This is a genomic window from Lonsdalea quercina subsp. quercina, assembly GCF_000688695.1.
GTDB lineage: Bacteria > Pseudomonadota > Gammaproteobacteria > Enterobacterales > Enterobacteriaceae > Lonsdalea > Lonsdalea quercina_D.
The window spans coordinates 344,577-369,120 of record NZ_JIBQ01000003.1 but is presented as its reverse complement, the minus strand read 5'-3'; the positions used below and the strand labels follow the sequence as shown (position 1 = coordinate 369,120).

At 58.3% G+C, this 24,544-nt stretch carries 21 protein-coding genes; 11 read left to right on the top strand and 10 right to left on the bottom strand.

Annotated features, from left to right (window positions below; all coding sequences use genetic code 11):
- Positions 1-22: 22 nt before the first annotated feature.
- Both uraA and upp read right to left on the bottom strand, forming a co-directional pair.
- Entirely contained in the window at positions 23-1,312 is a 1,290-nt protein-coding gene (uraA, locus tag SB13_RS02860) for a uracil permease (RefSeq protein ID WP_026738903.1), read from the bottom strand.
- Between the two features lie 170 nt (positions 1,313-1,482).
- Entirely contained in the window at positions 1,483-2,109 is a 627-nt protein-coding gene (gene upp, locus SB13_RS02855; RefSeq protein WP_026738902.1) for a uracil phosphoribosyltransferase, read from the bottom strand.
- 232 nt (positions 2,110-2,341) lie between these two features.
- Here upp and purM point away from each other — a divergent pair, with 232 nt between their 5' ends.
- From purM to SB13_RS02825, 6 genes are all read left to right on the top strand, one after another.
- Positions 2,342-3,382 carry a phosphoribosylformylglycinamidine cyclo-ligase gene (gene purM, locus SB13_RS02850; protein WP_026738901.1) on the top strand — a complete coding sequence of 347 codons (1,041 nt, stop codon included), beginning with the start codon at positions 2,342-2,344 and terminating at the stop codon, positions 3,380-3,382.
- The gene (gene purN, locus SB13_RS02845) at positions 3,379-4,017 is read left to right on the top strand and encodes a phosphoribosylglycinamide formyltransferase (RefSeq protein ID WP_026738900.1); all 639 of its coding nucleotides are present in this window, start codon (positions 3,379-3,381) and stop codon (positions 4,015-4,017) included. Before purM ends, purN begins: the two co-directional genes overlap by 4 nt.
- Positions 4,018-4,265: 248 nt before the next feature.
- Complete coding sequence (locus tag SB13_RS02840; RefSeq protein WP_026738899.1) at positions 4,266-5,087, top strand: ABC transporter substrate-binding protein; 822 nt, start codon at positions 4,266-4,268, stop codon at positions 5,085-5,087.
- Positions 5,088-5,158: 71 nt separating this feature from the next.
- Entirely contained in the window at positions 5,159-5,944 is a 786-nt protein-coding gene (locus SB13_RS02835; RefSeq protein ID WP_026738898.1) for an amino acid ABC transporter permease, read from the top strand.
- Between the two features lie 287 nt (positions 5,945-6,231).
- The gene (locus SB13_RS02830) at positions 6,232-7,350 is read left to right on the top strand and encodes an ABC transporter substrate-binding protein (RefSeq protein ID WP_026738897.1); all 1,119 of its coding nucleotides are present in this window, start codon (positions 6,232-6,234) and stop codon (positions 7,348-7,350) included.
- Positions 7,343-9,472 carry a TonB-dependent siderophore receptor gene (locus SB13_RS02825; protein ID WP_026738896.1) on the top strand — a complete coding sequence of 710 codons (2,130 nt, stop codon included), beginning with the start codon at positions 7,343-7,345 and terminating at the stop codon, positions 9,470-9,472. Before SB13_RS02830 ends, SB13_RS02825 begins: the two co-directional genes overlap by 8 nt.
- A gap of 219 nt (positions 9,473-9,691) precedes the next feature.
- On the opposite strand, the gene SB13_RS02820 is transcribed toward SB13_RS02825, so the two are convergent.
- Positions 9,692-10,120 carry a hypothetical protein gene (locus tag SB13_RS02820; protein WP_026738895.1) on the bottom strand — a complete coding sequence of 143 codons (429 nt, stop codon included), beginning with the start codon at positions 10,118-10,120 and terminating at the stop codon, positions 9,692-9,694.
- A 609-nt stretch (positions 10,121-10,729) separates the two neighbouring features.
- Here SB13_RS02820 and speG point away from each other — a divergent pair.
- Positions 10,730-11,299, top strand: coding sequence for a spermidine N1-acetyltransferase (speG, locus tag SB13_RS02815; protein WP_026738894.1), 570 nt, complete (start codon positions 10,730-10,732; stop codon positions 11,297-11,299).
- 811 nt (positions 11,300-12,110) lie between these two features.
- On the opposite strand, the gene ybbP is transcribed toward speG, so the two are convergent.
- Together ybbP and ybbA are read right to left on the bottom strand one after the other, a co-directional pair.
- Entirely contained in the window at positions 12,111-14,543 is a 2,433-nt protein-coding gene (gene ybbP / locus SB13_RS02810; protein WP_026738893.1) for a putative ABC transporter permease subunit YbbP, read from the bottom strand.
- Positions 14,540-15,226, bottom strand: coding sequence for a putative ABC transporter ATP-binding protein YbbA (gene ybbA / locus SB13_RS02805; protein WP_026738892.1), 687 nt, complete (start codon positions 15,224-15,226; stop codon positions 14,540-14,542). The genes ybbP and ybbA overlap by 4 nt, the downstream gene beginning before the upstream one ends.
- Here ybbA and tesA point away from each other — a divergent pair.
- The 3 genes from tesA (at position 15,194) to SB13_RS02790 (ending at position 17,561) form a co-directional block, all read left to right on the top strand.
- Entirely contained in the window at positions 15,194-15,832 is a 639-nt protein-coding gene (gene tesA, locus SB13_RS02800; RefSeq protein WP_152545779.1) for a multifunctional acyl-CoA thioesterase I/protease I/lysophospholipase L1, read from the top strand. The two genes, ybbA and tesA, sit on opposite strands and share 33 nt — an antisense overlap.
- Positions 15,833-15,861: 29 nt before the next feature.
- Complete coding sequence (locus SB13_RS02795; protein ID WP_026738890.1) at positions 15,862-16,638, top strand: SDR family oxidoreductase; 777 nt, start codon at positions 15,862-15,864, stop codon at positions 16,636-16,638.
- 62 nt (positions 16,639-16,700) lie between these two features.
- The gene (locus SB13_RS02790) at positions 16,701-17,561 is read left to right on the top strand and encodes a co-chaperone YbbN (protein WP_026738889.1); all 861 of its coding nucleotides are present in this window, start codon (positions 16,701-16,703) and stop codon (positions 17,559-17,561) included.
- Between the two features lie 49 nt (positions 17,562-17,610).
- On the opposite strand, the gene SB13_RS02785 is transcribed toward SB13_RS02790, so the two are convergent.
- Complete coding sequence (locus SB13_RS02785) at positions 17,611-18,801, bottom strand: nicotinamide mononucleotide deamidase-related protein YfaY (RefSeq protein ID WP_026738888.1); 1,191 nt, start codon at positions 18,799-18,801, stop codon at positions 17,611-17,613.
- Positions 18,802-19,037: 236 nt separating this feature from the next.
- Entirely contained in the window at positions 19,038-19,577 is a 540-nt protein-coding gene (locus SB13_RS02780) for a YfaZ family outer membrane protein (protein WP_026738887.1), read from the bottom strand.
- 276 nt (positions 19,578-19,853) lie between these two features.
- On the opposite strand from SB13_RS02780, the gene katA reads away from it, so the two are divergent.
- Complete coding sequence (gene katA / locus SB13_RS02775) at positions 19,854-21,293, top strand: catalase KatA (RefSeq protein WP_026738886.1); 1,440 nt, start codon at positions 19,854-19,856, stop codon at positions 21,291-21,293.
- Between the two features lie 54 nt (positions 21,294-21,347).
- On the opposite strand, the gene menE is transcribed toward katA, so the two are convergent.
- Genes menE through menB form a run of 3 tightly spaced genes read right to left on the bottom strand, consistent with a single transcriptional unit; the run spans position 21,348 to position 24,540 of the window.
- Complete coding sequence (gene menE, locus SB13_RS02770; protein ID WP_026738885.1) at positions 21,348-22,727, bottom strand: o-succinylbenzoate--CoA ligase; 1,380 nt, start codon at positions 22,725-22,727, stop codon at positions 21,348-21,350.
- Positions 22,715-23,683, bottom strand: a complete 969-nt coding sequence (menC, locus tag SB13_RS02765; RefSeq protein ID WP_026738884.1) for an o-succinylbenzoate synthase — start codon at positions 23,681-23,683, stop codon at positions 22,715-22,717. Before menC ends, menE begins: the two co-directional genes overlap by 13 nt.
- Positions 23,683-24,540 carry a 1,4-dihydroxy-2-naphthoyl-CoA synthase gene (menB, locus tag SB13_RS02760; protein ID WP_026738883.1) on the bottom strand — a complete coding sequence of 286 codons (858 nt, stop codon included), beginning with the start codon at positions 24,538-24,540 and terminating at the stop codon, positions 23,683-23,685. Before menB ends, menC begins: the two co-directional genes overlap by 1 nt.
- Between the last annotated feature and the right edge of the window lie 4 nt (positions 24,541-24,544).

Genomic DNA, 24,544 nt, shown 5'->3' with positions numbered 1-24,544 from the left:
GGCGGCGACATTCTTCACGACATTAATGGGAACGCTCTGCCTCATCTGCCGGATCAAGCACGACTTCTTCCTTGCGCAGCAGAGAAATCACGCGGAACAGCAGGCTTAGGAAAATCCCCACCACCGTCGCCAGCGCCATCCCTTTTAGTTCGACGGCACCGAGGTGCACTTTCGCGCCGCTGACCCCGATGATCAGAATCACCGCCGTCAGGATCAGGTTCTGCGCTTTGTCGTAATTCACCTTCGATTCGATCAACACCCGGATACCTGACGCAGCAATCACCCCGTACAGCAACAGCGATACGCCGCCCATCACCGGCACGGGGACCGCTTGGATCGCCGCCGCCAGCTTACCCACGCAGGACAGCAGGATAGCCAGCACCGCCGCGCCGCCGATCACCCAGGTGCTGTAGACCTTGGTCAACGCTAATACACCGATGTTCTCGCCATAGGTCGTGTTCGGCGTGGAACCGAAACAGCCGGAAAAAACGGTGGAGATCCCATTGGCGAACAGTGAACGATGCAGTCCGGGATCACGCATCAAATCTTTCTTGACGATATTGGCTGTTACCACCAAATGTCCGATGTGTTCGGCTATCACCACCAGCGCGGCGGGAAGAATGGACAGTACGGCGAACCACTCAAAACGCGGCTTGTAGAATGTCGGCAGAGCAAACCAGTGGGCCTGTGCGACCGGCGTCAGATCCACCATGCCCATAAAGAAGGATAGCGCGTAACCCGCCAATACGCCGACCAGGATAGGGATGATGGCCAGAAAGCCGCGAAACATCACCGACCCCAGAATTGTCACAGCCAGCGTCGCCAGCGAAACGATCACGGCGTTGGTATCGACGCTCGCGCCGTTAGCGGGTAATAGTCCGGCCATCCCGGCCGCTNCGCTGGCCAGTTCCAGACCGATCACCGCCACGATTGCGCCCATTGCCGCGGGGGGAAACATGACCGAAAGCCAGGCGGTCCCGGCTTTTTTGACAATCAACGCCACCAGACAGAACAGGACGCCGCAGATAATGAATCCGCCCAATGCCAGCTCATAGCCCAGCGGTAGCAGCAACAGCACCGGAGAAATGAACGCAAAACTGGACCCCAGATAGGCCGGTATTTTCCCTTTGCAGATCAGCAAATACATCAGCGTCCCGATACCGTTGAACAGCAATACGGTGGCGGGATTGATTTTAAACAGAATCGGGACCAGCACCGTCGCGCCGAACATGGCGAACAGGTGCTGCAGGCTTAACGGGAGGGTTTGTAACAACGGTGGTCGTTCACTGACGCCGATGGCGCGACGAGTCATCTTGTTATTCCTTTCTCTCAGGTGTTGAAAAACAATCAGCAAAGCGGTCGTATCCGCTTCAATACGACATCTCTCCGGGCGGACCCGCCGCGACGTCGCCGGCGCAGACGGCTCAACCCGCAAAATAAGCCCAAAAAAAACCGGCTCTTCAGCCGGCTCATCGTATCTGCTTATTTGGTACCGAACAGCTTGTCGCCGGCATCACCCAGGCCCGGCATAATGTAACCGTGTTCGTTCAGCCCCTTATCGATGGATGCGGTATACAGCTCAACATCCGGATGGGCTTTCTCCAGCGCGGCGATCCCTTCCGGGGCCGCGACCAGTACCAGCAGCTTGATACGCTTGCAGCCGGCTTTCTTTAACAGGTCGATGGTGGCGATCATGGAACCGCCGGTCGCCAGCATCGGGTCTACCACCAGCGCCATACGCTCATCGATATTGGACGCCAGTTTCTGGAAATACGGCACCGGCTCCAGCGTTTCTTCGTCNCGGTACATCCCCACAACGCTGATACGCGCGCTGGGGAGATTTTCCAGTACCCCTTCCATCATGCCCAGACCGGCGCGCAGAATCGGCACGACCGTAATTTTTTTGCCCTTGATTTGATCGATTTCAACCGGTCCGCACCACCCTTCGATAGTGACTTTCTCCATGACCAAATCTGCCGTGGCGACATACGTCAGCAGGCTCCCGATTTCCGACGCCAGCTCACGAAAACGTTTAGTGCTGATATCCTGCTCGCGCAACAGGCCCAGTTTGTGTCTGACTAGCGGGTGCTTAACCTCTACAATCTTCATTTTTCTTCTCCCCTTCGGCTACGGACGGCAAAAAAATCGCCGGATTATACCGCTTTTGCAAGCGGGAACATACGGCGGCGGCTGATCCAGATCAAGCCGCTCAGCGAATTAGACGTCCGATTTCCTAAAAGACCGCGCCGTCACGCGCCGCTCGCAAACGTTTGCTTACGCTGTTAGAATTGCCCCGCTCCATTTTCCAATCACCAAACGTAACCTCCGTGGGGACTCCGCAGTGACCGATAAAACCTCTCTCAGCTATAAAGACGCAGGCGTGGATATTGATGCAGGCAATGCATTGGTTGGACGTATCAAAGGCGTAGTGAAACAAACTCGACGCCCGGAAGTCATGGGAGGTCTGGGAGGGTTCGGCGCCCTGTGCGCCCTGCCGCATAAATATCGTGAGCCCGTGCTGGTCTCCGGCACCGACGGCGTGGGCACCAAACTGCGTCTGGCGATGGATCTGAAACGTCACGACACCATCGGCATCGACTTGGTGGCCATGTGCGTTAATGATTTGGTCGTCGCTGGCGCCGAGCCGCTGTTTTTCCTCGACTACTATGCCACCGGCAAGCTGGACGTAGACACCGCCGCCAGCGTCATCACCGGTATCGCCGAAGGCTGCAAACAGTCCGGCTGCGCCCTGGTCGGCGGCGAAACGGCGGAAATGCCGGGGATGTACCACGGTGAAGATTATGACGTCGCCGGTTTCTGCGTCGGCGTGGTCGAAAAATCAGAAATTATCGACGGCAGCAAAGTAAAAGAAGGCGACGCACTGATCGCATTAGCCTCCAGCGGTCCGCACTCCAACGGCTATTCGCTGGNGCGCAAAATTCTGGAATTCAGCAACACGGACCCAGCCACCGAGCAGTTGGATGGCGTACCGTTGGCCGATCACCTGCTGGCGCCGACCAAAATCTACGTGAAATCCATCCTGTCGCTGATTGAGAAAATGGACGCGCACGCCATCTGCCACCTGACCGGCGGCGGCTTCTGGGAAAATATTCCGCGCGTACTGCCGGAAGGCATGCAGGCCACCCTCGATGAATCCAGCTGGCAATGGCCGTCCGTATTCAACTGGCTGCAAAAAGCCGGCAACGTCAGCCGTCATGAAATGTACCGCACCTTCAACTGCGGCGTGGGCATGATCGTCGCCCTCCCGGCCGAACAGGTAGAAGACGCGATTGCCCTGCTGAACGCCAACGGTGAAAAAGCTTGGAAAATCGGTAACATTAACCGCACCGATACCGGAGAAACCGTGGTTATTAACGCATGAAAAATATCGTTGTGCTGATTTCAGGTGAAGGAACTAACCTGCAAACGCTGATCTCTGCCTGTGAACGCAGCCGCGTCAAAGGCAAGATCGTCGCCGTATTCAGCAACAATCCCGAAGCGGGGGGATTGGCCCGTGCGCAGGACGCTGACATTCCGACGCACGTGTTATCCCCAAGTGAAGAAGTCGACCGCGTCGCTTATGACGCGGCGCTGGCGGACGAAATAGAGAAGTATCAGCCCGACGTCATCGTGCTCGCGGGCTTTATGCGCATACTGAGCGCAGAGTTCGTCTCTCGATTCGAGGGAAAAACACTCAACATTCATCCTTCCCTGCTGCCGAAATACCCCGGTCTGCATACGCACCGTCAGGCGATGAAAAACCGCGACCGGCTGCACGGCGCCTCGGTGCATTTCGTCACAGAAGCGCTGGACGGCGGACCGATTGTGCTGCAGGCGCGCGTTCCTATTTTTGACGACGACGAAGAGCAGGATGTGAAGGCGAGAGTGCAGACGCAGGAGCACACCATCTATCCGCTGGCGGTCAATTGGTTTCTGGAAGGCCGTTTGAAAATGAAAGATAACGAAGCCTGGCTGGACGGTATTCGCATCCCGCCGCAGGGCTACGCCGCCGACTAAATCATCTTTTGCCCCGATGGCACTTGCCGCCGGGGCCTATCATGAGTATTCTCCCCCGCTTTTTACCCGTTTACGATCCTGAAGCCGGGGCCGCAAGGTTCGGCGAGTCGTCATTCGGCACGAGTAATAGCTGACAGGACACGCCTGCTATTTATAAGATACTTCTTTTGAGCGTGCTTTTTCCGCTGAGAGCCGCCATTCTGTAAAAGGGATTTTAGAGTTAGCATCCTGATTAATAGGGAAAACAAATGAAAAAACTTTTCACATTGATGATGCTCGGCTTGACGATGTGCGCCGCCAGCATCCCCTCTCAGGCCGGAACTACTCTCGACCGGGTCAACCAGACCGGCGTTCTGCGCAATGTCTTGTTTAACGACTATCCTCCGTTCAGCTACATCGATGACAATAATCAGCTGGTCGGTTTTGACGTGGATGTCGCTAAGGCCATCGCACAGAAGCTCGGTGTCAAACTGCAGTTGGCGACGCCAGGTTGGGAGGCCATCGTCGGCGGACGCTGGCAGGGGCGTTGGGATCTGTGCGTTTGTTCCATGACGCCGAACCCCGAGCGCTCGAAAGTCCTCGATTTCGCTACGCCGTATTACAGCACCTTCGCCGTGCTGATCGTGCACAAAGACGAAAAACAGATTCAGTCGGCGGCGGACCTCAGCAACAAGCGCGTGGGTTTGGGCCTCGGATCCAGCTATGAAAGCTACCTGAATAAAAGCCTCGTTATTCCGGGCGGCAAACCGATCAACTTCCCCTTCCAGAACGTTCAGGCGATCCCGACAGACGAGGCCATCGCCTTCCAGAATCTGGCGCTCGGTCCCGGCAAACGCTTAGATGCCGTGATCTCCGATCGCATCACCGCCAAGCCGCGTCTGGCACGCATGACGCAGCTGCGCGTCGTCTCAACGCTCTACTCCGAACCTAACTGGATCGCCACCGACAAAGGCGACCCCGAATGGACCGCGAAGCTGGCGGAAACCCTTAACGCCCTGCGCGCCGACGGGACGATGTCGCGAATCTCCCAGCAGTGGTTTGGCGAAGACATCACCGAGATTTCCCAATAATGACTCAGCACACACCGTCTTCCTCGTCTCGCAATACGATGGGGGCACCGGCGCGGAGCCGGGATAATCGTATGGGGTTCCGCGTCCGGGCCGGACTGACCTGGCTACTGCTGATCGGACTGCTCTTCTGGCTGTTTGCCAGCATGCACCTGGATACTGACCTGATACGTCAGAAACTGCCGTCCATGTTAGGGCTGCATTTGTCGCCAGACGGCTTCATTCAGGGCGCGGTGCTCAGCATTGTCATCACCGTCATCTCGATGCTGTTTTGCATCCTGCTCGCCGTGCTGACCGCTATCGGCCGCCTCTCCTCAAGCGCGCTGGCTTTCGGCTGCGCCACGTTCTACGTGTCGTTATTCCGCGGAACGCCGCTGCTGGTGCAGGTACTCATCATTTACCTCGCTTTGCCGCAGGTCGGTATCGTGATGGGCGCCTTTACCTCAGGCATTATCGCGCTGTCGCTCAACTATGGCGCCTATCTGGCCGAAACCATTCGCAGCGGCGTGTTGTCGGTGCCGCGTGGTCAGAAAGAGGCCGCGATGGCGCTAGGGCTATCGCGCTGGACCATCACCACGCACGTCATCACCCCGCAGGCGTTGCGCATCATTATCCCGCCCGCGGGTTCGCAGTTTATTTCCATGATCAAAGATTCATCGCTGGTCTCTCTGATGGGGCTTTGGGAGTTGAACTTTTTGGCGCAATCTTACGGCCGAAGCACCTATCACTACATGGAAATGCTGACCTCCGCCGCCGCGATCTATTGGCTGATGTCGATGGTACTGGAGCTGTTGCAGACCCGCCTTGAGCGTCATTTCGCACGCGGCTACGAACGCCACGATCGCAAAGACGCCTCCTGAGTACGTTCGCCGAGGGCCGCTCGCTCTTCCACCGGCCCTCGGCGAGCCGCCGCACTCATCCGATAGCGTTTCGCTTCGCTCAAGGCGAAACGGATGCTATCCCCTAAATCTCCCTTCCTAATGCCTAGCTCTCGCACCTGAGCACATTTTATTTATTTACGAAACACGCTAAATGTCTTTGAGATAGAAGGTTTTTTATTTCTATCCCGATACCCTTGCATTCTATGTATTGAAAATCCCAATAATAATTATTATCTTTCGCTGCTTGATTGACACGGATACTTTACATGCGCCCGGTATTTCCTTACATCGCTTTGCTGATTTGCAGCTTGTTCAGTACGCTTTCTCCTGCAAAAACCGTCACCGACATCCTGGGACGCCAGGTGAGCATCCCGGATAATCCCCAGCGCATCGTACTGGGCGAAAGCCGCATGCTGTACACGCTCGCGCTGCTGGAACCCGGTAATCCCGCGCAGCGCGTCGTGGGCTGGCCCAACGATCTCGCTCGCTACGATGCCCAGAGCTGGCATCAGTACACCCAAAAATTCCCAGCCATCAGGCAAATCCCGATTCTGGGCAACGGCAACCTCAACACGATCAATGCCGAAATGCTGCTGCCGCTGAAACCCGATCTGGTGATCCTGCCGCGTCTGGCGAAAGGCTCGGATAACGAGCAGCGCTTGCAGCACATTTTGACGGAAGCGGGTATTCCCTACATCTATGTCGATCTGCGCATCGAACTGATCAAAAACACCCTGCCCAGTCTCAAGTTACTGGGAGAGGTCCTGAATCGTCCCGAGCGCGCGGCCGCCTTCAGCGCGTTTTATCAGCAGCATATGGACGTCATCCGCGACCGTCTCAGCCGCTATCAGGGCAAAAAAACCACCGTCATGCTGCACCTGCACTTGGGGCGACGCGACACCTGCTGCACCACCGCCGTTAACGGTAATTTGGGCGAGCTGCTGGACTTCGCCGGCGGGGACAACATCGCCAAAGGCGCCATCCACAGCGTTTATGGCGAACTCAACCCGGAACAGGCGCTGGCCGCCAGGCCGGACGTGTACATCGCCACCGGGATGGCCGGACCGGAAGGAAAACGCGTCTCCAACCTAATGCTCGGCCCAGACGTCACGCCGCAAGAGGCGAACGACAGCTTTAACACGCTGTTGCGGCAACAGCCGCTGTTGTCTCATCTGACCGCGGTGCAATCCGGCAGAGCCTGGAGCATGTGGCACAACTTTTACCTCAGCCCTTATCACGTCGTGATGGTGGAAATGTTCGCCAGGGCGCTCTACCCGTCGCTGTTTAGCGATATCGACCCGCAACACACCTTACAACAACTCTATCAGCAGTTTTTACCGATCGATTTTTCAGGGACCTATTGGAGTCAGTTATCACATGAATAATCATTTATGGCGCAAAGGCTGGCCGTTGTTGGCCGTCATGCCTTTCACCACACACGCGGCGACGCAACAAGCACAGCAGGAAGAAACGCTGGTGGTTAATCGCGACACGACGCCTGCCGCCTCCAGCGCCAAGGAGACCGGCTATCAGCCTCACAAGACGGTAACGGGTACGCGTACCGAAAGCCGCCTGCTGGACGTGCCTCAGGCCGTTAACGTCGTCCCTCAGCAAGTGCTGCAGGACTGGTCGGCGACCAACATCGACGAAGCGCTCTACAATGTCAGCGGTATCACCCAGTCCAACACGCTGGGCGGGACGCAGGATGCGTTGATCAAGCGCGGCTTCGGGGATAACCGCGACGGCTCGATTTTCCACGACGGCGTGCGTTCTATTCAGGCGCGTAACTTTACGCCGACCAGCGAACGCGTCGAAGTGCTGAAAGGACCGGCCTCCATGCTGTTCGGCATGGGCGAACCCGGCGGCGTGATTAACGTCATCACCAAAAAACCCGAGCTGGTGCAGAAAACGCATATCGAAGGCTGGAACAGCAGCTTCAACGGCGGCGGCGGTCAGCTAGACGTCACCGGACCGATCAGCGACTCCGGACTCGCCTATCGCATGATCGTCGATCACGACGAAACCGACTACTGGCGCAACTTTGGCCGCAACCGCCAAACGACCATCGCGCCATCGCTGATGTGGTATGGCGAGGACACAACATTGCGCGTCGCCTACGAGCACCAGGAGTATCTGACGCCGTTTGATCGGGGCACGGTGATTGACAGTCGTACCGGCAAACCGGTTGATGTGCCGCGCGACCGCCGCTTCGATGAAACTTACAACGCCACCCGCGGCGATCAGGACACCCTGACCTTCCAGGCGGACCACAACCTGTCCGACCGCTGGAAAACCAGTCTGACTTATGCCTATAGCCGCAACCGCTACAACGATAATCAGGCGCGCGCCACTAAATACAACGCCACGACCGGCGATCTGACCCGTCAGGCCGACTCGACCGGCTACGCGCACAGTCAGTCGCAGGCCGTACAGCTAACGCTGAATGGCGATATCGACTGGGGACAGACCAACCATCAGCTGCTGTTCGGCGTCGATCATGAAGCCGACCGGACTTACCGCGGGGATATGATCCGCGGCACCGCCGTCACCAACTTCAACGTCTATAATCCGGTTTACGGCCTGCTTCCCGCTTCAACCTCCGTCAGCGCCGCGGACAGCGACCAGCGTGAAAACGTCGACAGCACCGGCGTATTTATGCAGGACGCCATCCGCCTTAACGCCAACTGGATGCTGCTCGGCGGATTGCGCTACGACCACTTCGACGTGATGTCCGGCAAGGGACGTCCCTTCGTCACGAATACCGACGGCTCTTACGGTCGTCTCGTGCCGCGTGCCGGCGTCGTTTACAACCTGACGTCCTACTCGTCGCTGTACGCCAGCTATAGCGAGTCCTTCAAGCCCAACACGTCGATTGCGACTCAGATCGGCGCGCTGCCGCCAGAACTGGGCAAATCGTATGAAATCGGCGCCAAACTGGATTTGCCGAATCGCATCACCGCCAACATTGCGCTATTTGATATTCACAAAAGCAACGTGATGGTCAGCGAAGACGTGGGCGGCGAAACCGTCACGCGCACCGCTGGCAAGGTCCGTTCGCAAGGGGTTGAACTGGATATGGCCGGCAAGCTGACGGACTCGCTCAGCCTGATTGGCTCCTATGCCTTTACCGACGCGCGCGTCACTTCGGACCCGGACAACAACGGCAACCGGATGCCCAACGCGGCGCGTCACACCGCATCCCTGTTCCTGACGCAGGACTTCGGCAACCTCGGACTGCACGCGGGCGACAACCTGCGCGTCGGCGCTGGCGCGCGCTACGTCGGCCGCAGAGCGGGCGATGCCGCTAACAGCTTCACGCTGGACGACTACACCGTCGCCGATGCCTTTGTCTCTTACAGTCTGCCCATCAATGGCTATGCGGTGAAATGGCAGCTCAACGTGAAAAACCTGTTTGATAAGACTTACTACCCTTCCAGCGGCAGCAATCTGCGCGTGTCCGTTGGCGAACCTCGGGAAGTGGTGCTGCGCGCCAGCGTAGACTTCTAATTTCTTCTCTGCCGTCACTGCTCCGGAAACGGGGCAGTGCTTTTTCCCTTCGATTTATTCCTGCCGCGTTTCAGCATCATCTTCTGCCCGTTGGCGGTTTGGGCGTGCATGGGGTTTGGGTATTGGGAAAGGGGTTGGATATTGATGGAAGGAAAAGGTCACGTTGCGTTTTGAGGGGAAATTGCCCGGCGCTAAGCGCCAGGCAAGTAGGTAACGTTATTATTTAACGCTGGCGATGGTGCCTTTATAACCCGTAACAACCACGTGCAGCTGTTTGAACACGCCGTAGTCTTTGGTGGTCACTTCGTAACGCGGAGCCACGATCAGGTCAGCGCCAGAAGCTTTAACCGCGTTGTAGGCTGCAGCAGACTTCACAGAACCCGCCAGGTCAATAAATGACAGCGCGCCGCCGGTACCGTAGTTTACGCCGTCGATGTATTTGTCGCCTTCACCCCATTTGATCACACCGAACAGGACGTTTGCAGACGCTTCGCCGCTGATTTTCTCGCCCACGGTGATGTCCGCTTTAACGGAAGATTCAACACGCGCTTCCAGACCTGCTGTCGGCTGGCTGGTATTATAAGAGGAACAGCCCGCCAACAGAGATACCGCAAACGCCGCTGCGGCTAATTTGAATTTTTTATTCATGGTGTGTAATCCCTTTACTTAAAATGAAAAAAACTTCGCAGTTCGAAGTCAGTGAATATTATTTACTTTTAGTTTTAATTACCAGAACACCTGTCTAACGCATTAATAAAACATCCACAAACTGCAGGTATTTCTTCTTTTTAGCCATAATGACATTTAATACAGAGGCCCAGGCACCGCCCTATCTGAGCTCGCCCCTGTTTCCCGAAAATATGACTCAGGCATTAATGATTAAATAATCAACAACACCATCGATAATTCAATACCAAATAAAAAATAGATTAATAAAAAGAACAAAGGATATATCTGTCGCCTATTGTTCGTATAGCTAAAGGTTATTTGAACAAAAAACAAACCGCGACACCAACGATGAAACCAAAGAGAATAAATGTTCTTTGCGGGAGCAAATAATATAAAACAGATTCTCATCTTTTATTAAAATAAAAATGCCTTATTTCCAGTAGAAAATATTATTTTAAATAGTGTATTACACTGATTAGACTTCAATGAGACGCGAAAATCGTTCGCCAAATAGCGAATATCGGGCACTATAAAGAACGACAAGAAAGCAAAAACTCCCGATAAGATACTGATAATAGAGGATTTACTATGTCTGGCTCGAACCACATCGTTCGCCTGAGGCCACTGGAACGAGATGATTTACCCTTCGTTCATCAATTGGATAACAACGCCAGCGTGATGCGCTACTGGTTCGAAGAACCCTATGAAGCCTTCGTGGAATTGAGCGATCTGTATGACAAACACATTCATGACCAAAGTGAACGCCGCTTTATCATCGAACACGAGCGAGTCAAAGTCGGACTGGTGGAACTGGTAGACATCAACCACATCCATCGCCGGGCCGAGTTTCAAATCATCATCGACCCCGCGCATCAGGGCTACGGCTATGCGAGTGCCGCCGCACAGCTGGCGATGGACTACGGCTTCGCCATTCTCAACCTCAACAAACTCTATCTGATTGTGGACAAAGAGAACCAGAAGGCGATCCACATCTACAGCAAGCTAGGGTTCGATGTGGAAGGTGAGTTGATCCACGAATTCTTCATCAACGGGGAGTATCGCAACGCCATTCGGATGTGCATTTTTCAGCAGAAGTATCTGTCCAGACACAAAAAGCCCAGCAGCGCCCCTTCTCCCGAAGCGGATATCACCCGGTGATCGATACGCATTGCCGCCCAGGCAATGCGTATTTTGCCGCACCCGCGCCGCCTGTTTTCCAGGCGCTCTCGTTCCCAGCGGCGGGGGTTCACTGACGAATGCTGAACAAGGCGTATCCAACACCATTATTCACGTCATGATCAAACCTGCTGGCTTTCATTCATGCCTTTGCACGAAAACTAGAGTCACCCAAAATAAGATCCTCGTACAACTCCCAATACCAAAAACCTCACGACACTCCAGGGGTAATACGACGTCATATTTATGCCTCCTCCACTGAAGTCACGTCTGAAATAAAGGACTTGATGTAGCATTGGTATTTCGTGGTGATAGGGTTTGTTTATGAAGCCTCGATTAAAGGTTATATCGAGGCATTAAAAATAAAATATGGCTTAAATACCAAATTAATCCCAACCTAAGGGAAATTGACAAAATAATATGAGGAGCGTGTAGTCAATATTCAGGACTACACACCCGCCTCCCCGCCATGAATTTTCGGCCTCAGCGGCTTATTATCGAGACGGCTATTTTCGAAGGACGGGCATCGCTATTTAGAATAGTCAAAACATGCTGAGGAAAATAAAATTCTGCGCATGACACTATTAAGTGGATCAGCGGCGGGAAGCGGGCTAAGCGGAAATCTTGTCTCTTCTCCCCCTCGCCGTCGCATATCGCGCGCCCCAGTAAGGGGAGCGTCTAATGAGTCAAGCCGCGCGCCCTTTTGAGAGCAGGACGCGCGCGCTTTGCTTTTTCCTCGCTTTTTAACGCTTAATCTGCCCGCGATCTCGCGCTGGATGACCTTTCGGCAACGTTAAGCGTCGTACCGCCGGAACAGCGCCCTGCCACGCAGCAAACGCAACCCTAACCACCCTCCGCAGAGGGAAAGCAGCAGGGCACTCAGCGGCGGCAGGCCAATCCACAACGGCCAGTTAGGTTCCCACGGGAAGTCGAACACTTTGCGCTGCAGCATCCACAGCGCCGCCTCAGCGCCCAGAGCCGCCGCCAGCCCGGCGGCGAGCCCCATCACGGCGAACTCGCACCAAAGCGTGGTCCGCAGCAGCTTCTTGCTGGCTCCCAGCGTCCGATAAACCATCAATTCCTGACGACGCTGCCCCATCCCGACCTGGATCTGCGCCAGCAGCAGTAATACGCCGCAGAAGATGACCAGAACCACCATCACTTCGAGCGCGCGACTGACCTGTTGCAGCACCTGTCCGACTTGTTTGAGGATTGTGCCGATATCCAGCACGCTCAGCGTGGGGAACTGGCGGTTAAGCTGGGTGATCACGTTGTCCTGCCCGGTGTGTCGGAAGCTGGTCAGCCACGACTGCGGCTGATGCTCAAGCGCGCCGGGGGGGAAGATAAAGAAGAAGTTCGGCCGCAAACTTTCCCAGTCCACCTGACGGAAGCTGGTGACTTTGGCGCTGAACGGCTGAGTGTCGCCGGTGAATGTCAGCGTGTCGCCCAGCGAAACCCCGAGACGCTCCGCCACGCCCTGCTCTATCGAGACCTCGCCCTGTTTCGGCGGCCACGGTCCGGACACCAGCACGTTGTGCGACGGCAGGTCCGCCAGCCAGGTCAGATTCAGCTCGCGGTTTACCGTGCCGCCCCCCGGCGCATCCTCGGGGATCAGCTCCGTGGCGACGCGCCCATTGATCTCCGTCAGTCGCGCGCGGACGATCGGATAAAAGAGATCCGGCTGCACTTGGTGCTGGATCAGGAAATCTTTCACCGCAGGGATCTGATCGCCGGTGATATTCAGCACGAAGTAGTTCGGGCTATCCGGCGGCAGCTGCTGCTGCCAGCGATCCAGCAGGTCGCCGCGTAAGAGCAGCAACAGCGCCAGCAGCATAAACGACAGCGCAAACGCCGCCAGCTGGCCGATGGTTGACCACGGCTGACGCAGGAGACGGTTGATCGCCAGACGCAGGGATAACCGTTTCAACGTGAGGCGTCGCAGCACCAGCAGGCTGCCCCAGCCTATCGTTCCCAGCAGCAGCGCCAAGACGACCATTCCCCCCAGCAACGACCACAACAGCGAGCCGCCGCCGGACAGCACGAATAACAGCCCGATCACGACCACCGCGACGGCCGGCAGGTAGTAGCGCAGCGGCCAGACGTTAGCCGTCACGTCACGCCGTAGCACGCGCAATGGCTGGGTCGCCAGCAGAAGGCGATACGGCCGCAGACCGACCAACAGCGAAATCAACACCAACGTGCCGAGCGCCCAAGCCCAGGGCCAGAGCCCGGCGGGCGGCAGCGTGGCGGGCAGTACCGGCGCCAGCGCACGCATCAATACCGCTTCGAAGCCCAATCCCAGTACGCTCCCCGCCACAGCCGCCAGCGCCAGCACCGATAGCCACTGACCGACAATCAGTCGGCGCAGCGCGCCACGACCGGCACCCAACGTTTTCAGTACGGCGACCAGGTCATAGCGCGTGCGGCAGTAATGACTCATCGCAACCGTCACCGCCGCAATGGCCAGCAGCAGCGTCAGCAACGCGGACAGCAGGAGGAACTGCTGTGAACGTTGAAGCGATTTGCTCAACGCGCCCGGAGAATCCTCCATACCGTACCAGCGCTGATCCGCCTTCAACTGGGGTTTGATCCAGTCGCCATACTGCGAGATGTCTTGAGATTCTCCCGCGAACATGTAGCGCCAGGTGATGCGGCCGCCGGGCTGAATCGCGCCGGTACGGGCGACATCGGCCATATTCATCAACACGCGCGGCGCGGTTTCAAAGGGATTGAAGCCGTTATCCGGCTCCTGAATCAGCTCGCCCGCGATGCGCAGCGTGGTATCGCCGATATCGAGTTGATCTCCGACTCGCGCGCCCAATAATGCCAGCAGCCGCGGGGCGACTAGGATCGTGCCCGGCGCGGCGCGGAGCTGCGCAGGCCGGGTCTGTAAATTCCCATACAGCGGATAGCGATCGTCAGCGGCTTTAACCTGCGCCAGCTGCGCATTTTCCCCGGCGTAGGTCATCGTCATAAACGACACCTGTCGACTGACGGTCAACCTGTCTTGTTCCGCCCGTTGCAACCAGGCTTCATCTACCGGCCTCGAGGCGCGCAGCACCCGGTCGCCAGCTAAAAAGTCGCGGCTCTGCTGACTCAGTCCCTGTTCCATACGATCGCTAATAGTGCCGAGCGCCAGCACGCAGGCCACGGCCAGCGTCAGCGCCAGCCAGACGATCAGCAACGAAGGGGAGCGCCATTCGCGCCAAAACCAGCGCCAGATCATGACTCCTCCCACAGTTTACCGTCACGCAGACGTAAACGCCGCTCGCAGCGTGCCGCAAGCTGTTCGTCATGGGTGACCAGAATCAACGTCGTGGCATAGTCGCGATTCATCGCAAACAGCAGGTCCACGATGCGTTCGCCGGTCTGCCGATCGAGATTGCCGGTCGGCTCATCGGCAAACAAAACTTTAGGACGACCGCTGAACGCACGCGCCAGCGCCACGCGCTGCTGTTCGCCGCCGGACAGTTGGGCCGGCAAATGCTGTAACCGCGCGCCAAGCCCGAGCTGTTGCAGCAGTTGTTCGGCCTGTTGGCGGCTCTCGCGGTCGCTTTCACCCCGCAGCAGCGCAGGTAACTGGACGTTTTCCAACGCATTTAACGTTGGCACCAGCATAAAAGACTGAAACACAAAGCCGACGTCGCGCGCTCGCAGCGCCGCGCGCCCCTCCTCATCCAACCGATTGAGCGGCTCCCCCAACAGCGCGACTTCGCCGCTGCTGCCGTCGTCCAGTCCGGCCAGAATGCCCAGCAACGTCGACTTGCCCGACCCGGACTCGCCGATTAACGCCAAAGTCTGGGCCGGTTTGACAACCAGCTCAACTCCGGTAAGGATGGACAGTTCATGTTCCCCTTGACCAACGTGTTTACTAAGATGATGAACTTCAAGAATGTTTTCCGCTGGCATTTTCTGGTCCTTTTACTGCTGGGAATAGTAAGTTTACGTGCTATCGCAGCGGATACGCTGCTGGTGCTGGGCGACAGTCTGAGCGCGGGCTATCGCATGTCGGCAACGCAGGCCTGGCCTGCCTTGCTGAATAGCCGCTGGCAGTCAGCCCCCGGCGGCGTTAACGTCGTCAATGGCAGCATCAGCGGCGACACCGCCGCTCAGGGGTTGGCCCGTATTCCTGTTTTACTGCAACAGCACCGGCCGCGCTGGGTGCTGATCGAACTGGGCGGCAACGATGGGCTGCGCGGTTTTCCACCGTCCAGTCTGGAACAGGATCTGACAAAAATCATCTCTCAGGTCAAAGATGCCGGCGCACAGCCGCTGCTAATGCAGATCCGGCTGCCGACCAACTACGGCCGGCGCTATACTGAAACCTTCGCGGCCGTGTATCCGAAGCTGGCCTCGCAGTTCGCTATTCCACTGCTGCCGTTTTTTATGGAGCAGGTCTATCTCAAACCCGAGTGGATGCAGGATGACGGCATCCATCCGAACCGCGACGCCCAGCCGTTTATCGCCGACTGGATGGCGCAAAAACTCGGCCCTCTAGTTAATCACGACTCTTGATATTCAGGGCTTTATAGTTAGGTAAAGTTATGCAAAAAGCGATTTTAATCACCGGCTGTTCCAGCGGTATCGGCCTGATCGCCGCGCAAGATCTTAAACAGCGCGGCTACCGGGTGTTGGCGGCCTGCCGACGTGCGGAAGATGTGGAAAGAATGCACGCCTTGGGGCTGGAAGGCATCGCGCTGGATCTGGACGACAGCGACAGTGTGGATCGCGCCGCCGACCGCGTCATTTCGCTCACCGGCAACCGTCTGTACGGGCTCTTCAACAACGCCGGCTACGGCGTATACGGCCCGTTGAATACGATCTCTCGCCAGCAGTTGGAGCAACAGTTCTCCAGTAATCTGTTCGGCACCCATCAACTGACGCAGCGACTGCTGCCCGCCATGCTTGCGCACGGCGAAGGACGTATCATCCAGACCAGCTCCGTCATGGGGCTGGTCGTCACGCCGGGACGCGGCGCCTATGCCGCCAGCAAATATGCCCTGGAAGCCTGGTCGGACGCGCTGCGCATGGAGCTGCACGGCAGCGGGATACACGTTTCGTTGATAGAACCTGGACCAATTAGCACGCAGTTTTCCGCCAACGTGAACCAAACGCAGCACGATCGCCCCGTCACAAATCCCGGCATCGCCAAGCGATTCACACTGACGCCAGAGGCAATATTGCCCAAATTGCGCCATGCTCTGGAGAGCCCGCGCCCCAAATTACGCTATCCGGTCACGCTGATGACTCATGCGCTGTCGATACTTCGCCGTCTGCTTCCCGGACGCGCACTCGACGGCTTATTACGCACTCGCTCCTGACAGGGGTTGAAGCAAAGGGAATTTGCCCCCATAACTCGCTGAAACGGATAAGAGAGAATCCCATGCTAGAACAACACGCCAATGTGATTGACATTAACGAAACGAATTTGCAGCAGGTGCTGGAGCAGTCGATGACCGCCCCGGTGCTGATCTACTTCTGGTCGGAGCGCAGCCAGCACTGTCAGGAATTAGGCCCGGTACTAGACCGGCTGGCCGCCGAATACGCGGGGCAGTTCTTGCTGGCGAAAGTAGACTGCGACGCCGAGCAGCGCGTCGCCGCACAGTTCGGCCTGCGCGCGATCCCAACCGTCTATCTGTTCAAAGACGGCCAGCCGTTAGACGGCTTCCAAGGGCCTCAGCCGGAAGAGGCGATCCGCGAACTTTTGCAGCGCATTCTGCCCAAGGCAGAAGATCTCAAAACGGCGGAAGCCGAGCGTTTGATTCAGGACGGCAAACTGCAGGATGCCCTGCCGCTGTTGAAAGAGGCCTGGCAGTTGGATAGCAAACGGAGCGACATCGCCCTGTTGCTGGCTGAAGTGCAGATCGAGCTGAATCGCGCGGAAGACGCCGAAGCCGTGCTGAGCGCCATTCCGATTCAGGATCAGGACAGCCGCTACCACGGTCTGGTGGCGCAGATCGAATTGCTGAAACAGGCCGCCGATACCCCGGAAATCAAACAGCTGCAACAGGAGCTGGACGCGGACCCGGACAATGCGGATCTGGCGGTGAAGCTGAGCCTGAAACTGCATCAGGTCGGCCGTAACGAAGAGGCGTTGGAATTGCTGATCGGCATGCTGAAGAAAGATCTGGCGGCCGCCAACGGCAGCGCGCGCAAAACGATGATGGACATCATGTCCGCGCTGGGCACCGGCGACGCATTGGCCGCGCGCTATCGTCGCCAGCTCTACGCCCTGCTTTACTGATTACCGCGCTTTCCGACGGGCCGCCCCGGCCCGTCGTCGTTCTGTCCCGCTAGCAGGTTTCGACCGTTTCAATCCAGCCGTTTCCGCCGTAAGGCGAGACCCCGCTCAACCAACGCCGCAGCATATTCAACGCCGCCATAGCGACGATTTCCTGTTGCGTTGACAACGCGTAGCGCGCCGCATTGAACTGGAGAGTCTGAGCCAGCGTTTGCGAAGGTGTATGCAACGCCAGAGACAACCTACCCTCGCTCAATCCGCCAACCACCAGAGCCACCTGCGCCGAGCATCGCTGCGCCAGTTCGCGCGCCTGTTGCGCCACCGTCGTCAGGGCACTGGATTTCGCCGTCAACAGATCGCCCCCGGCCAACGGCGCATCGGCGCCGCGCAGTTGCCAGTGAACCAGCCCGGCGGTGAACGCTTCGGCGATCGCCAACCGCAGTTGGCGTTCAGACAGCGCCTGCGCCAGTTGCGCAGGCAGACCCGCGGTCCCTTCAAACACCGTACTGTCGGCGACGATCGCCTTCACCTGTCGCCATAACGCATGCATGGCGTCCTGCTGCGATGCGGGGCCGGTCAGTTTGATCTCGACGATGGGCACGGCACAGCGGTATCCCAGCACCACGCCCGGCGGCAGGGTAAGCGGCGCCAGCGCGCTCGCCAGATCGCTTTCTCCACGACCGAAGGTCGTCAGACGCAGACAGAGCGGCGCTTCGCCAAGCGTAAAACGCTGACGTAAACGCGGCATAATCTGCTGCTCGACCATCACCTTGAATTCAGACGGCACGCCGGGGGTGAAAAACAGCATGCAACGGTTCAGCTTCAGCGCGAAGCCACAGGCGGTGCCAACCGGGTTGTCGAGGATCTCCGCGCCGTCCGGGATCAGCGCCTGCTTCCGGTTCAGCGCCGACATGGGACGCCCGCGATCGGCGAAATAGGCCGTCATCTTCGCCAGCCACTCCGCATGCTCCACCAGCGGCACGCCCGCCGCCGTCGCCGCAGCGAGTGAACTTAAATCGTCGCTGGTCGGCCCCAGTCCGCCGTTAACGATCAGGATGTCCGCGACGTGACTGCGCTCGATCAGTGCCGTTACCAGCGCGTCAAGCTCATCGCCAACCGTCATACGGCTGGCCATCGGCGCGCCTTGCTGAAACAGATAATCCGCCAGCCAGGCCGCATTGGTGTCAACAATCTGGCCGTGCAGCACCTCATCACCGGTGCAAAGCATCTCAACCCTAAGCATGTTTACATTCTCCATTCGTGAATCGTCGAGCCATCGTCTGATTGCTCTTAGCGCACCTTGTCAGCCGCTCGGTCGTTAAGGGGGGGTCACCCGTGGGCGATGAGCGATACAGCGCCTGTCGGCACGAAGTCATCACAATTTATGATACCTAGATAATAAAGGAATGACGCTGCGGGTAAACGTGGGATTGAAGATCCAGAGACGAAGGCGCGGAAAACCGCGCCCTGTGGCAGGCGTTAGAAGCTTAGCCCTGCGCCCAAATAGAAACCGTCGGCAATTCTGCGATCGTCGTTGGACGAGCCCATCGTGATGTAGCGGTAGCCTACGTCCACGGAGAGCGGACGCAGCGGCTGCCAACGCACGCCGCCTTTCGCTTCAACGTAACGATCCAGATGGCTGGTGAACGCATCCGGTGAATAGTAGCCTTCCCCGAACAGCGAGAAAGAGGACGTCAGCGGGAACTGTACGCCACCGCCCACGGCAAGCCCATAGCCGTCGTCGCCGTGATCGGGCTGCAGATAAACGCCTTTGACGCCCGCTTTGACGGCGGCGCGGCCGAGGCTAAAGCCATAATCGACCCCCAGAGTGTAGGCGTCATTATTATTGTCATTATCGTGACCCCAACCCGCGTTGGCGGACAACCCCGGGAATGGCAAGCCAATGCTGGCGCCGCCGCCGACATAGTCATTTCCCGCTTCCGCCGAAATGCCGACAGCTTGAGCGCCCGCCGAGGCCAGCAAAAGGCTGCCCAGGCACGCAGTCATCAATTTTTTCATCGTTATCGTCCTTAAATCGCAGTGTAGTTATATCAACCCCTGCCCGTTGTCGGGCTCGCAGTCAATATAGACGTTGTAAAAACGGAATGATTCTACGTCATGTTTGCGGCGGTGGGAGCCAGAATAGGGCTAAAAATCCGGGTTTCATCCGACGAAATGCGACAAATTCGCATTTTTCAGTGCTGGCGATATCAATGATAAGCGCCGCCGATTTGCCTATTTACCGGCTCTGACTGATAGTTATCTTCAGTCGAGTCAAACCGTAAGGAAGTAAACATGAGCAATGAAAAACAAAAGCTGACCACCGCCTCCGGCGCGCCGGTCGTCAGCAATAACAACGTCATGACCGCGGGCCCCCGAGGCCCAATGCTGCTGCAGGACGTCTGGTTCCTGGAAAAGCTGGCTCATTTTGACCGTGAAGTGATCCCTGAGCGACGTATGCACGCCAAAGGCTCCGGCGCTTACGGTACTTTCACCGTTACCCACGATATCACCCGCTACACCCGCGCTAAAATCTTCTCCGAAGTCGGTAAGCAGACCGATATGTTCCTGCGCTTCTCCACCGTAGCCGGTGAGCGCGGCGGCGCCGACGCCGAGCGCGATATTCGTGGTTTCGCTATGAAATTCTACACCGAAGAAGGGAACTGGGATCTGGTCGGCAACAACACGCCGGTCTTCTATCTGCGCGACCCGCTGAAATTCCCGGACCTGAACCACGTAGTGAAACGCGATCCGCGCACCAACCTGCGTAACCCGGTCTACAAATGGGACTTCTTCTCCCAGTTGCCGGAAGCGCTGCATCAGTTAACCATCGACTTCAGCGACCGCGGACTGCCGAAATCCTATCGCCACATCCACGGTTTTGGTAGCCACACTTACAGCTTTATTAACGCCGATAACGAGCGTTTCTGGGTGAAGTTCCACTTCCGTTGCCAGCAGGGCATCGAAAACCTGATGGACGACGAAGCGGAACAGCTGATCGGTAAAGACCGTGAAAGTTCTCAGCGCGATCTGTTCGACGCCATCGACCGCGGCGACTTCCCGCGCTGGAACCTGCAGGTGCAGATCATGCCGGAAGCGGAAGCCTCTCAGGTGCCGTACAACCCGTTCGACCTGACCAAAGTCTGGCCGCACGGCGACTATCCGCTGATCGATGTCGGTTATTTCGAACTCAACCGCAACCCGGAAAACTACTTTGCCGAAGTAGAACAGTCCGCTTTCAGCCCGGCGAACGTCGTCCCTGGCGTCAGCTTCTCACCGGACAGAATGCTGCAGGGCCGTCTGTTCTCTTATGGCGATGCCGAGCGTTACCGTTTGGGCGTTAACCACCATCAGATCCCGGTCAACAAACCGCGCTGCCCGTTCCATAGCTATCACCGTGACGGCGCCATGCGCGTAGACGGCAACAGCGGAAACGGCGCAACGTATGAGCCGAACAGCTTCAACGTCTTCCAGGAACAGCCTGATTTCAGCGAGCCGCCACTGTCGCTGGAAGGCGCCGCCGACCACTGGAACCACCGCGAAGACGACGATTACTTCAGCCAGCCGCGCGCGCTGTTCCAGCTGTTGAGCGAAGAAGAGCATCAGCGGATGTTCCAGCGAATCGCCGGCGAGCTGTCTCAGGTGCCTGAGTTTATTCAGGACCGCCAGATCGCGCTGTTCAATCTGGTCGATCCGGCCTACGGCGCGGGCGTCGCCAAAGCGCTGGGCCGTTAATTTCCCACTTGCGGACGGCGAGTCTTTTGTCCGGACTCACCGCCCGCAGAGGAGTCAGCCGCGCTGCCGCCGCACCCAGGCGGCAACCTGCTGACGGGAAATTTTTATCCCGCCGTTTTTCAGCGTCCCGGGCAGATGATAGAACGCCACGGGACGCTGATATCCCGCCAGCTGCGGAGCGAGCCAATCGCGAAGCGTCGTCAGATCGCACTCCCCCGCCATTTCCACCACCACAACCGGGCGCTGCCCGAACTCCACGTCATCCACCGGCACGACACAGGCAAATTCGACCGCCGGATGCTGCAGTAAAACCGCTTCCACATCTTCCGGCTGCACGCCTTCGCCACCGCTGAAAAACTGATTATCCAACCGCCCCATAATGCGCCACTCGCTGCCGTCCCAGCAGCCGCGATCGCGGGTATGAAACCAGCCCTGATCGTCGGTCAACGGGTACAGCGCGCCGTCGCGCCAGTAACCGGCCGCCAGGCTATTGCCGCGCAGCCAGATTTCCTCATCCACGGCTTTGATATGCCGTCCGGCGAGCGGCATACCGACGCCGGGGCGTCCGTCCGCGCGCTTGGCGCACACGGTCGAGGCTAACTCCGTCAGTCCGTAGCCGCACCAGCAGCGAATGCCGATCGCTTCGGCCTGCTGCGTCAACGTCAGCGGGATCATCGCGCCGCCCAGCAGCACAGAGGTCAGCGAGGTCGGCACGTCCCCGTGCGATAGCAGCCGCCACAGCTGCGTTGGCACCAGCGAGGCATGTGTACAGCCCCGCAGCGCGACATCCAGCGTATGGCTCGGGCGCACCACCAGCGTCGCGCCCGCCGCCAGCCAGCGCCAGACGATGCCCTGCCCGGAGACATGAAACAGCGGTAACGAGAGTAGCCAGCTGTCACCCTGCGCGTAGGGCATGAGTCCGCGTACGCCCTCCGCGCTCGCCAGATGCGCGGCGAAGGTATGCACCGCCGCTTTTGGCAGGCCGCTGGAGCCGGAAGTCAGCGTCATCGTCGCCAGTCGCTCCCGATCCCACGGAGTGCGCGGTACGGTATCCGCGGCATCGTCATCCCCGGCGGAGAGCGAGACGATTTCGCCGGGCCAACGGGCATCGCTGAAGCACAGGCCAAAGCGAATATCCAGCGATGGCAACAGCACATCCGTCTGTGTCTCGGGCAACTGCGGATTGAGCGGCAGCAAACGCGCGCCGCNCTGTAGCAATGCAAGATAGCTCAGCAGCATCTCGCCGCTATTGCGCCCGCGCAGCGCCACGCCGCTCCCCTCCGTGACGCCCTGACGAATGAACGCGCTGGCGCGCGTGTCGACGTCATCGGCCAGCTTGCGCCAGCTCCAGCCTTCATCGTCGCGGATGAACGCCGTCGCGTGCGGCTGCTGTCGCGCCCAGTATCGCCACGGCCAGTCGTTCACGAACGCCATAGCGCGTCCAACTGTTCGGCGTTGAGCAACGGCAAGGGGCTGTCCGGCCACGCTCGTAATACCTGCGCCTGCATCAGATCCAGCGTATCCAAGCCGGGGATCGCGTCTGGCGTTAGCCAATGCGCCAGTCGCGCCAGCTGCGTCAGGCCAAGACTAGATTCGATACTGGAGCTGATGACGGCCGTCAGACCCGCCCGATGCGTCTCTGCGACTAGTTGTCGACAGCGATTCAGGCTGCCGACGAGCGTAGGTTTGATGACGATGGCGCTCACGCCCGGCTCAGCTTCCACGCGGAAGTCCGGCTCACGCACGCTCTCGTCCCAGGCGATAGCGATGCCGGTGTCGCGCGCGAACGCCCGAGACTCCTCGCGGGTTTTGCACGGTTCTTCCAAAAAGGCGATGCGGGATCGCACGGCCGGATCGACATAGCGCGCAAAGCCGTCGGCTTTGGCCCGCGTCCAGCTGCGGTTGGCGTCCAGACGCAGGGAGAGCTGCGGCAGGGCATCCAGCAGCAGGTTGACGATCATGCCGTCCCGCACGGCTTCGTACAGCCCGACCTTCACTTTCGCCACCGGATTCGGCAGCCCTTGCAACATCGCGAACAGCTCATCCGGATCGCCGCTGCACAGCGGCGCTTTGCGGTAGTCGGCGTCCTGTGGCAGCGATCCAGAGAGCTCCGCGTCGGCGAAGCTCAGGCCGAAGTCGACCGACGGCACGCCGGTTTCCTCCAGCGCGTCACCGTTCAGCCAGCGCCGCAATGACTCACGGACGGCGGTCTCCGCGTCGCCCAGCGTTTCAACGCTGAACTGCGGCAGCGGGGCGATCTCGCCCCACCCCACCCGTTCGCCGTCGCACAGCTGTACGATCAGACCGTCGCGAGTTTTGAGCCGCTGATTGCGCAGCACCACCCCAGCATCCATTGGAACGCTGTAACGGTAGAGCTTCGCCCGGCGCATTACGGATTCCGCCGGAATTTGCTGAAGTCAGGCTGACGTTTTTCATTGAAGGCATTGCGTCCTTCCTGCCCTTCGTCGGTCATGTAGAACAGCATGGTGGCGTTACCCGCCAGCTCCTGCAATCCCGCCTGACCGTCGCAGTCAGCGTTAAGCGCCGCTTTCAGGCAGCGCAGCGCCATCGGGCTGTTCTGCAGCATTTCGCGGCACCAGCGCACCGTCTCTTTTTCCAGATCCGCCAGCGGGACGACGGTATTCACCAGCCCCATGTCCAGCGCCTGCTGCGCATCGTATTGGCGGCACAGGAACCAGATTTCGCGCGCCTTTTTCTGACCGACGATGCGCGCCATGTAGGATGCGCCCCAGCCGCCGTCGAAGGAGCCGACGCGCGGACCGGTCTGACCGAAGATGGCATTTTCCGCCGCCACGGTCAGGTCGCACATCATATGCAGCACGTGACCGCCGCCGATGGAGTAACCCGCCACCATCGCGACCACCGGTTTCGGACAGGTCCGGATCTGGCGCTGGAAGTCGAGTACATTCAGGTGATGAACGCCGCTGTCGTCCTGATAGCCGCCGTAGTCGCCGCGGACCTTTTGGTCGCCGCCGGAGCAGAAAGCCTTGTCGCCTGCGCCCGTCAGGATGATCACGCCGATGCCGTCGTCATGGCGCGCATTGTCCAGCGCCTGAAGCATCTCCTTGACCGTCAGCGGGCGGAAGGCGTTACGTACCTGGGGACGGTTGATGGTGATTTTGGCAATGCCGTCAGCCGATTTGTGGTAGAGGATATCGACAAAATCACCGCTGCAGTCGTGCCATTCTGTGGGGGCGTACAGCAGTTCTTCACTCGGATACAGCATAGGG

What these genes read in the sequence shown, in the direction of transcription:
- purN (WP_026738900.1), top strand. Translation starts at nt 3,379, where the DNA reads ATGAAAAATATCGTTGTGCTGATTTCAGGTGAAGGAACTAACCTGCAA.
- SB13_RS02840 (WP_026738899.1), top strand. Translation starts at nt 4,266, where the DNA reads ATGAAAAAACTTTTCACATTGATGATGCTCGGCTTGACGATGTGCGCC.
- SB13_RS02835 (WP_026738898.1), top strand. Translation starts at nt 5,159, where the DNA reads ATGGGGTTCCGCGTCCGGGCCGGACTGACCTGGCTACTGCTGATCGGA.
- SB13_RS02830 (WP_026738897.1), top strand. Translation starts at nt 6,232, where the DNA reads ATGCGCCCGGTATTTCCTTACATCGCTTTGCTGATTTGCAGCTTGTTC.
- SB13_RS02825 (WP_026738896.1), top strand. Translation starts at nt 7,343, where the DNA reads ATGAATAATCATTTATGGCGCAAAGGCTGGCCGTTGTTGGCCGTCATG.
- SB13_RS02820 (WP_026738895.1), bottom strand. Translation starts at nt 10,120, where the DNA reads ATGAATAAAAAATTCAAATTAGCCGCAGCGGCGTTTGCGGTATCTCTG.
- speG (WP_026738894.1), top strand. Translation starts at nt 10,730, where the DNA reads ATGTCTGGCTCGAACCACATCGTTCGCCTGAGGCCACTGGAACGAGAT.
- ybbP (WP_026738893.1), bottom strand. Translation starts at nt 14,543, where the DNA reads ATGATCTGGCGCTGGTTTTGGCGCGAATGGCGCTCCCCTTCGTTGCTG.
- tesA (WP_152545779.1), top strand. Translation starts at nt 15,194, where the DNA reads ATGATGAACTTCAAGAATGTTTTCCGCTGGCATTTTCTGGTCCTTTTA.
- ybbA (WP_026738892.1), bottom strand. Translation starts at nt 15,226, where the DNA reads ATGCCAGCGGAAAACATTCTTGAAGTTCATCATCTTAGTAAACACGTT.
- SB13_RS02795 (WP_026738890.1), top strand. Translation starts at nt 15,862, where the DNA reads ATGCAAAAAGCGATTTTAATCACCGGCTGTTCCAGCGGTATCGGCCTG.
- SB13_RS02790 (WP_026738889.1), top strand. Translation starts at nt 16,701, where the DNA reads ATGCTAGAACAACACGCCAATGTGATTGACATTAACGAAACGAATTTG.
- SB13_RS02785 (WP_026738888.1), bottom strand. Translation starts at nt 18,801, where the DNA reads ATGCTTAGGGTTGAGATGCTTTGCACCGGTGATGAGGTGCTGCACGGC.
- SB13_RS02780 (WP_026738887.1), bottom strand. Translation starts at nt 19,577, where the DNA reads ATGAAAAAATTGATGACTGCGTGCCTGGGCAGCCTTTTGCTGGCCTCG.
- katA (WP_026738886.1), top strand. Translation starts at nt 19,854, where the DNA reads ATGAGCAATGAAAAACAAAAGCTGACCACCGCCTCCGGCGCGCCGGTC.
- menC (WP_026738884.1), bottom strand. Translation starts at nt 23,683, where the DNA reads ATGCGCCGGGCGAAGCTCTACCGTTACAGCGTTCCAATGGATGCTGGG.
- menB (WP_026738883.1), bottom strand. Translation starts at nt 24,540, where the DNA reads ATGCTGTATCCGAGTGAAGAACTGCTGTACGCCCCCACAGAATGGCAC.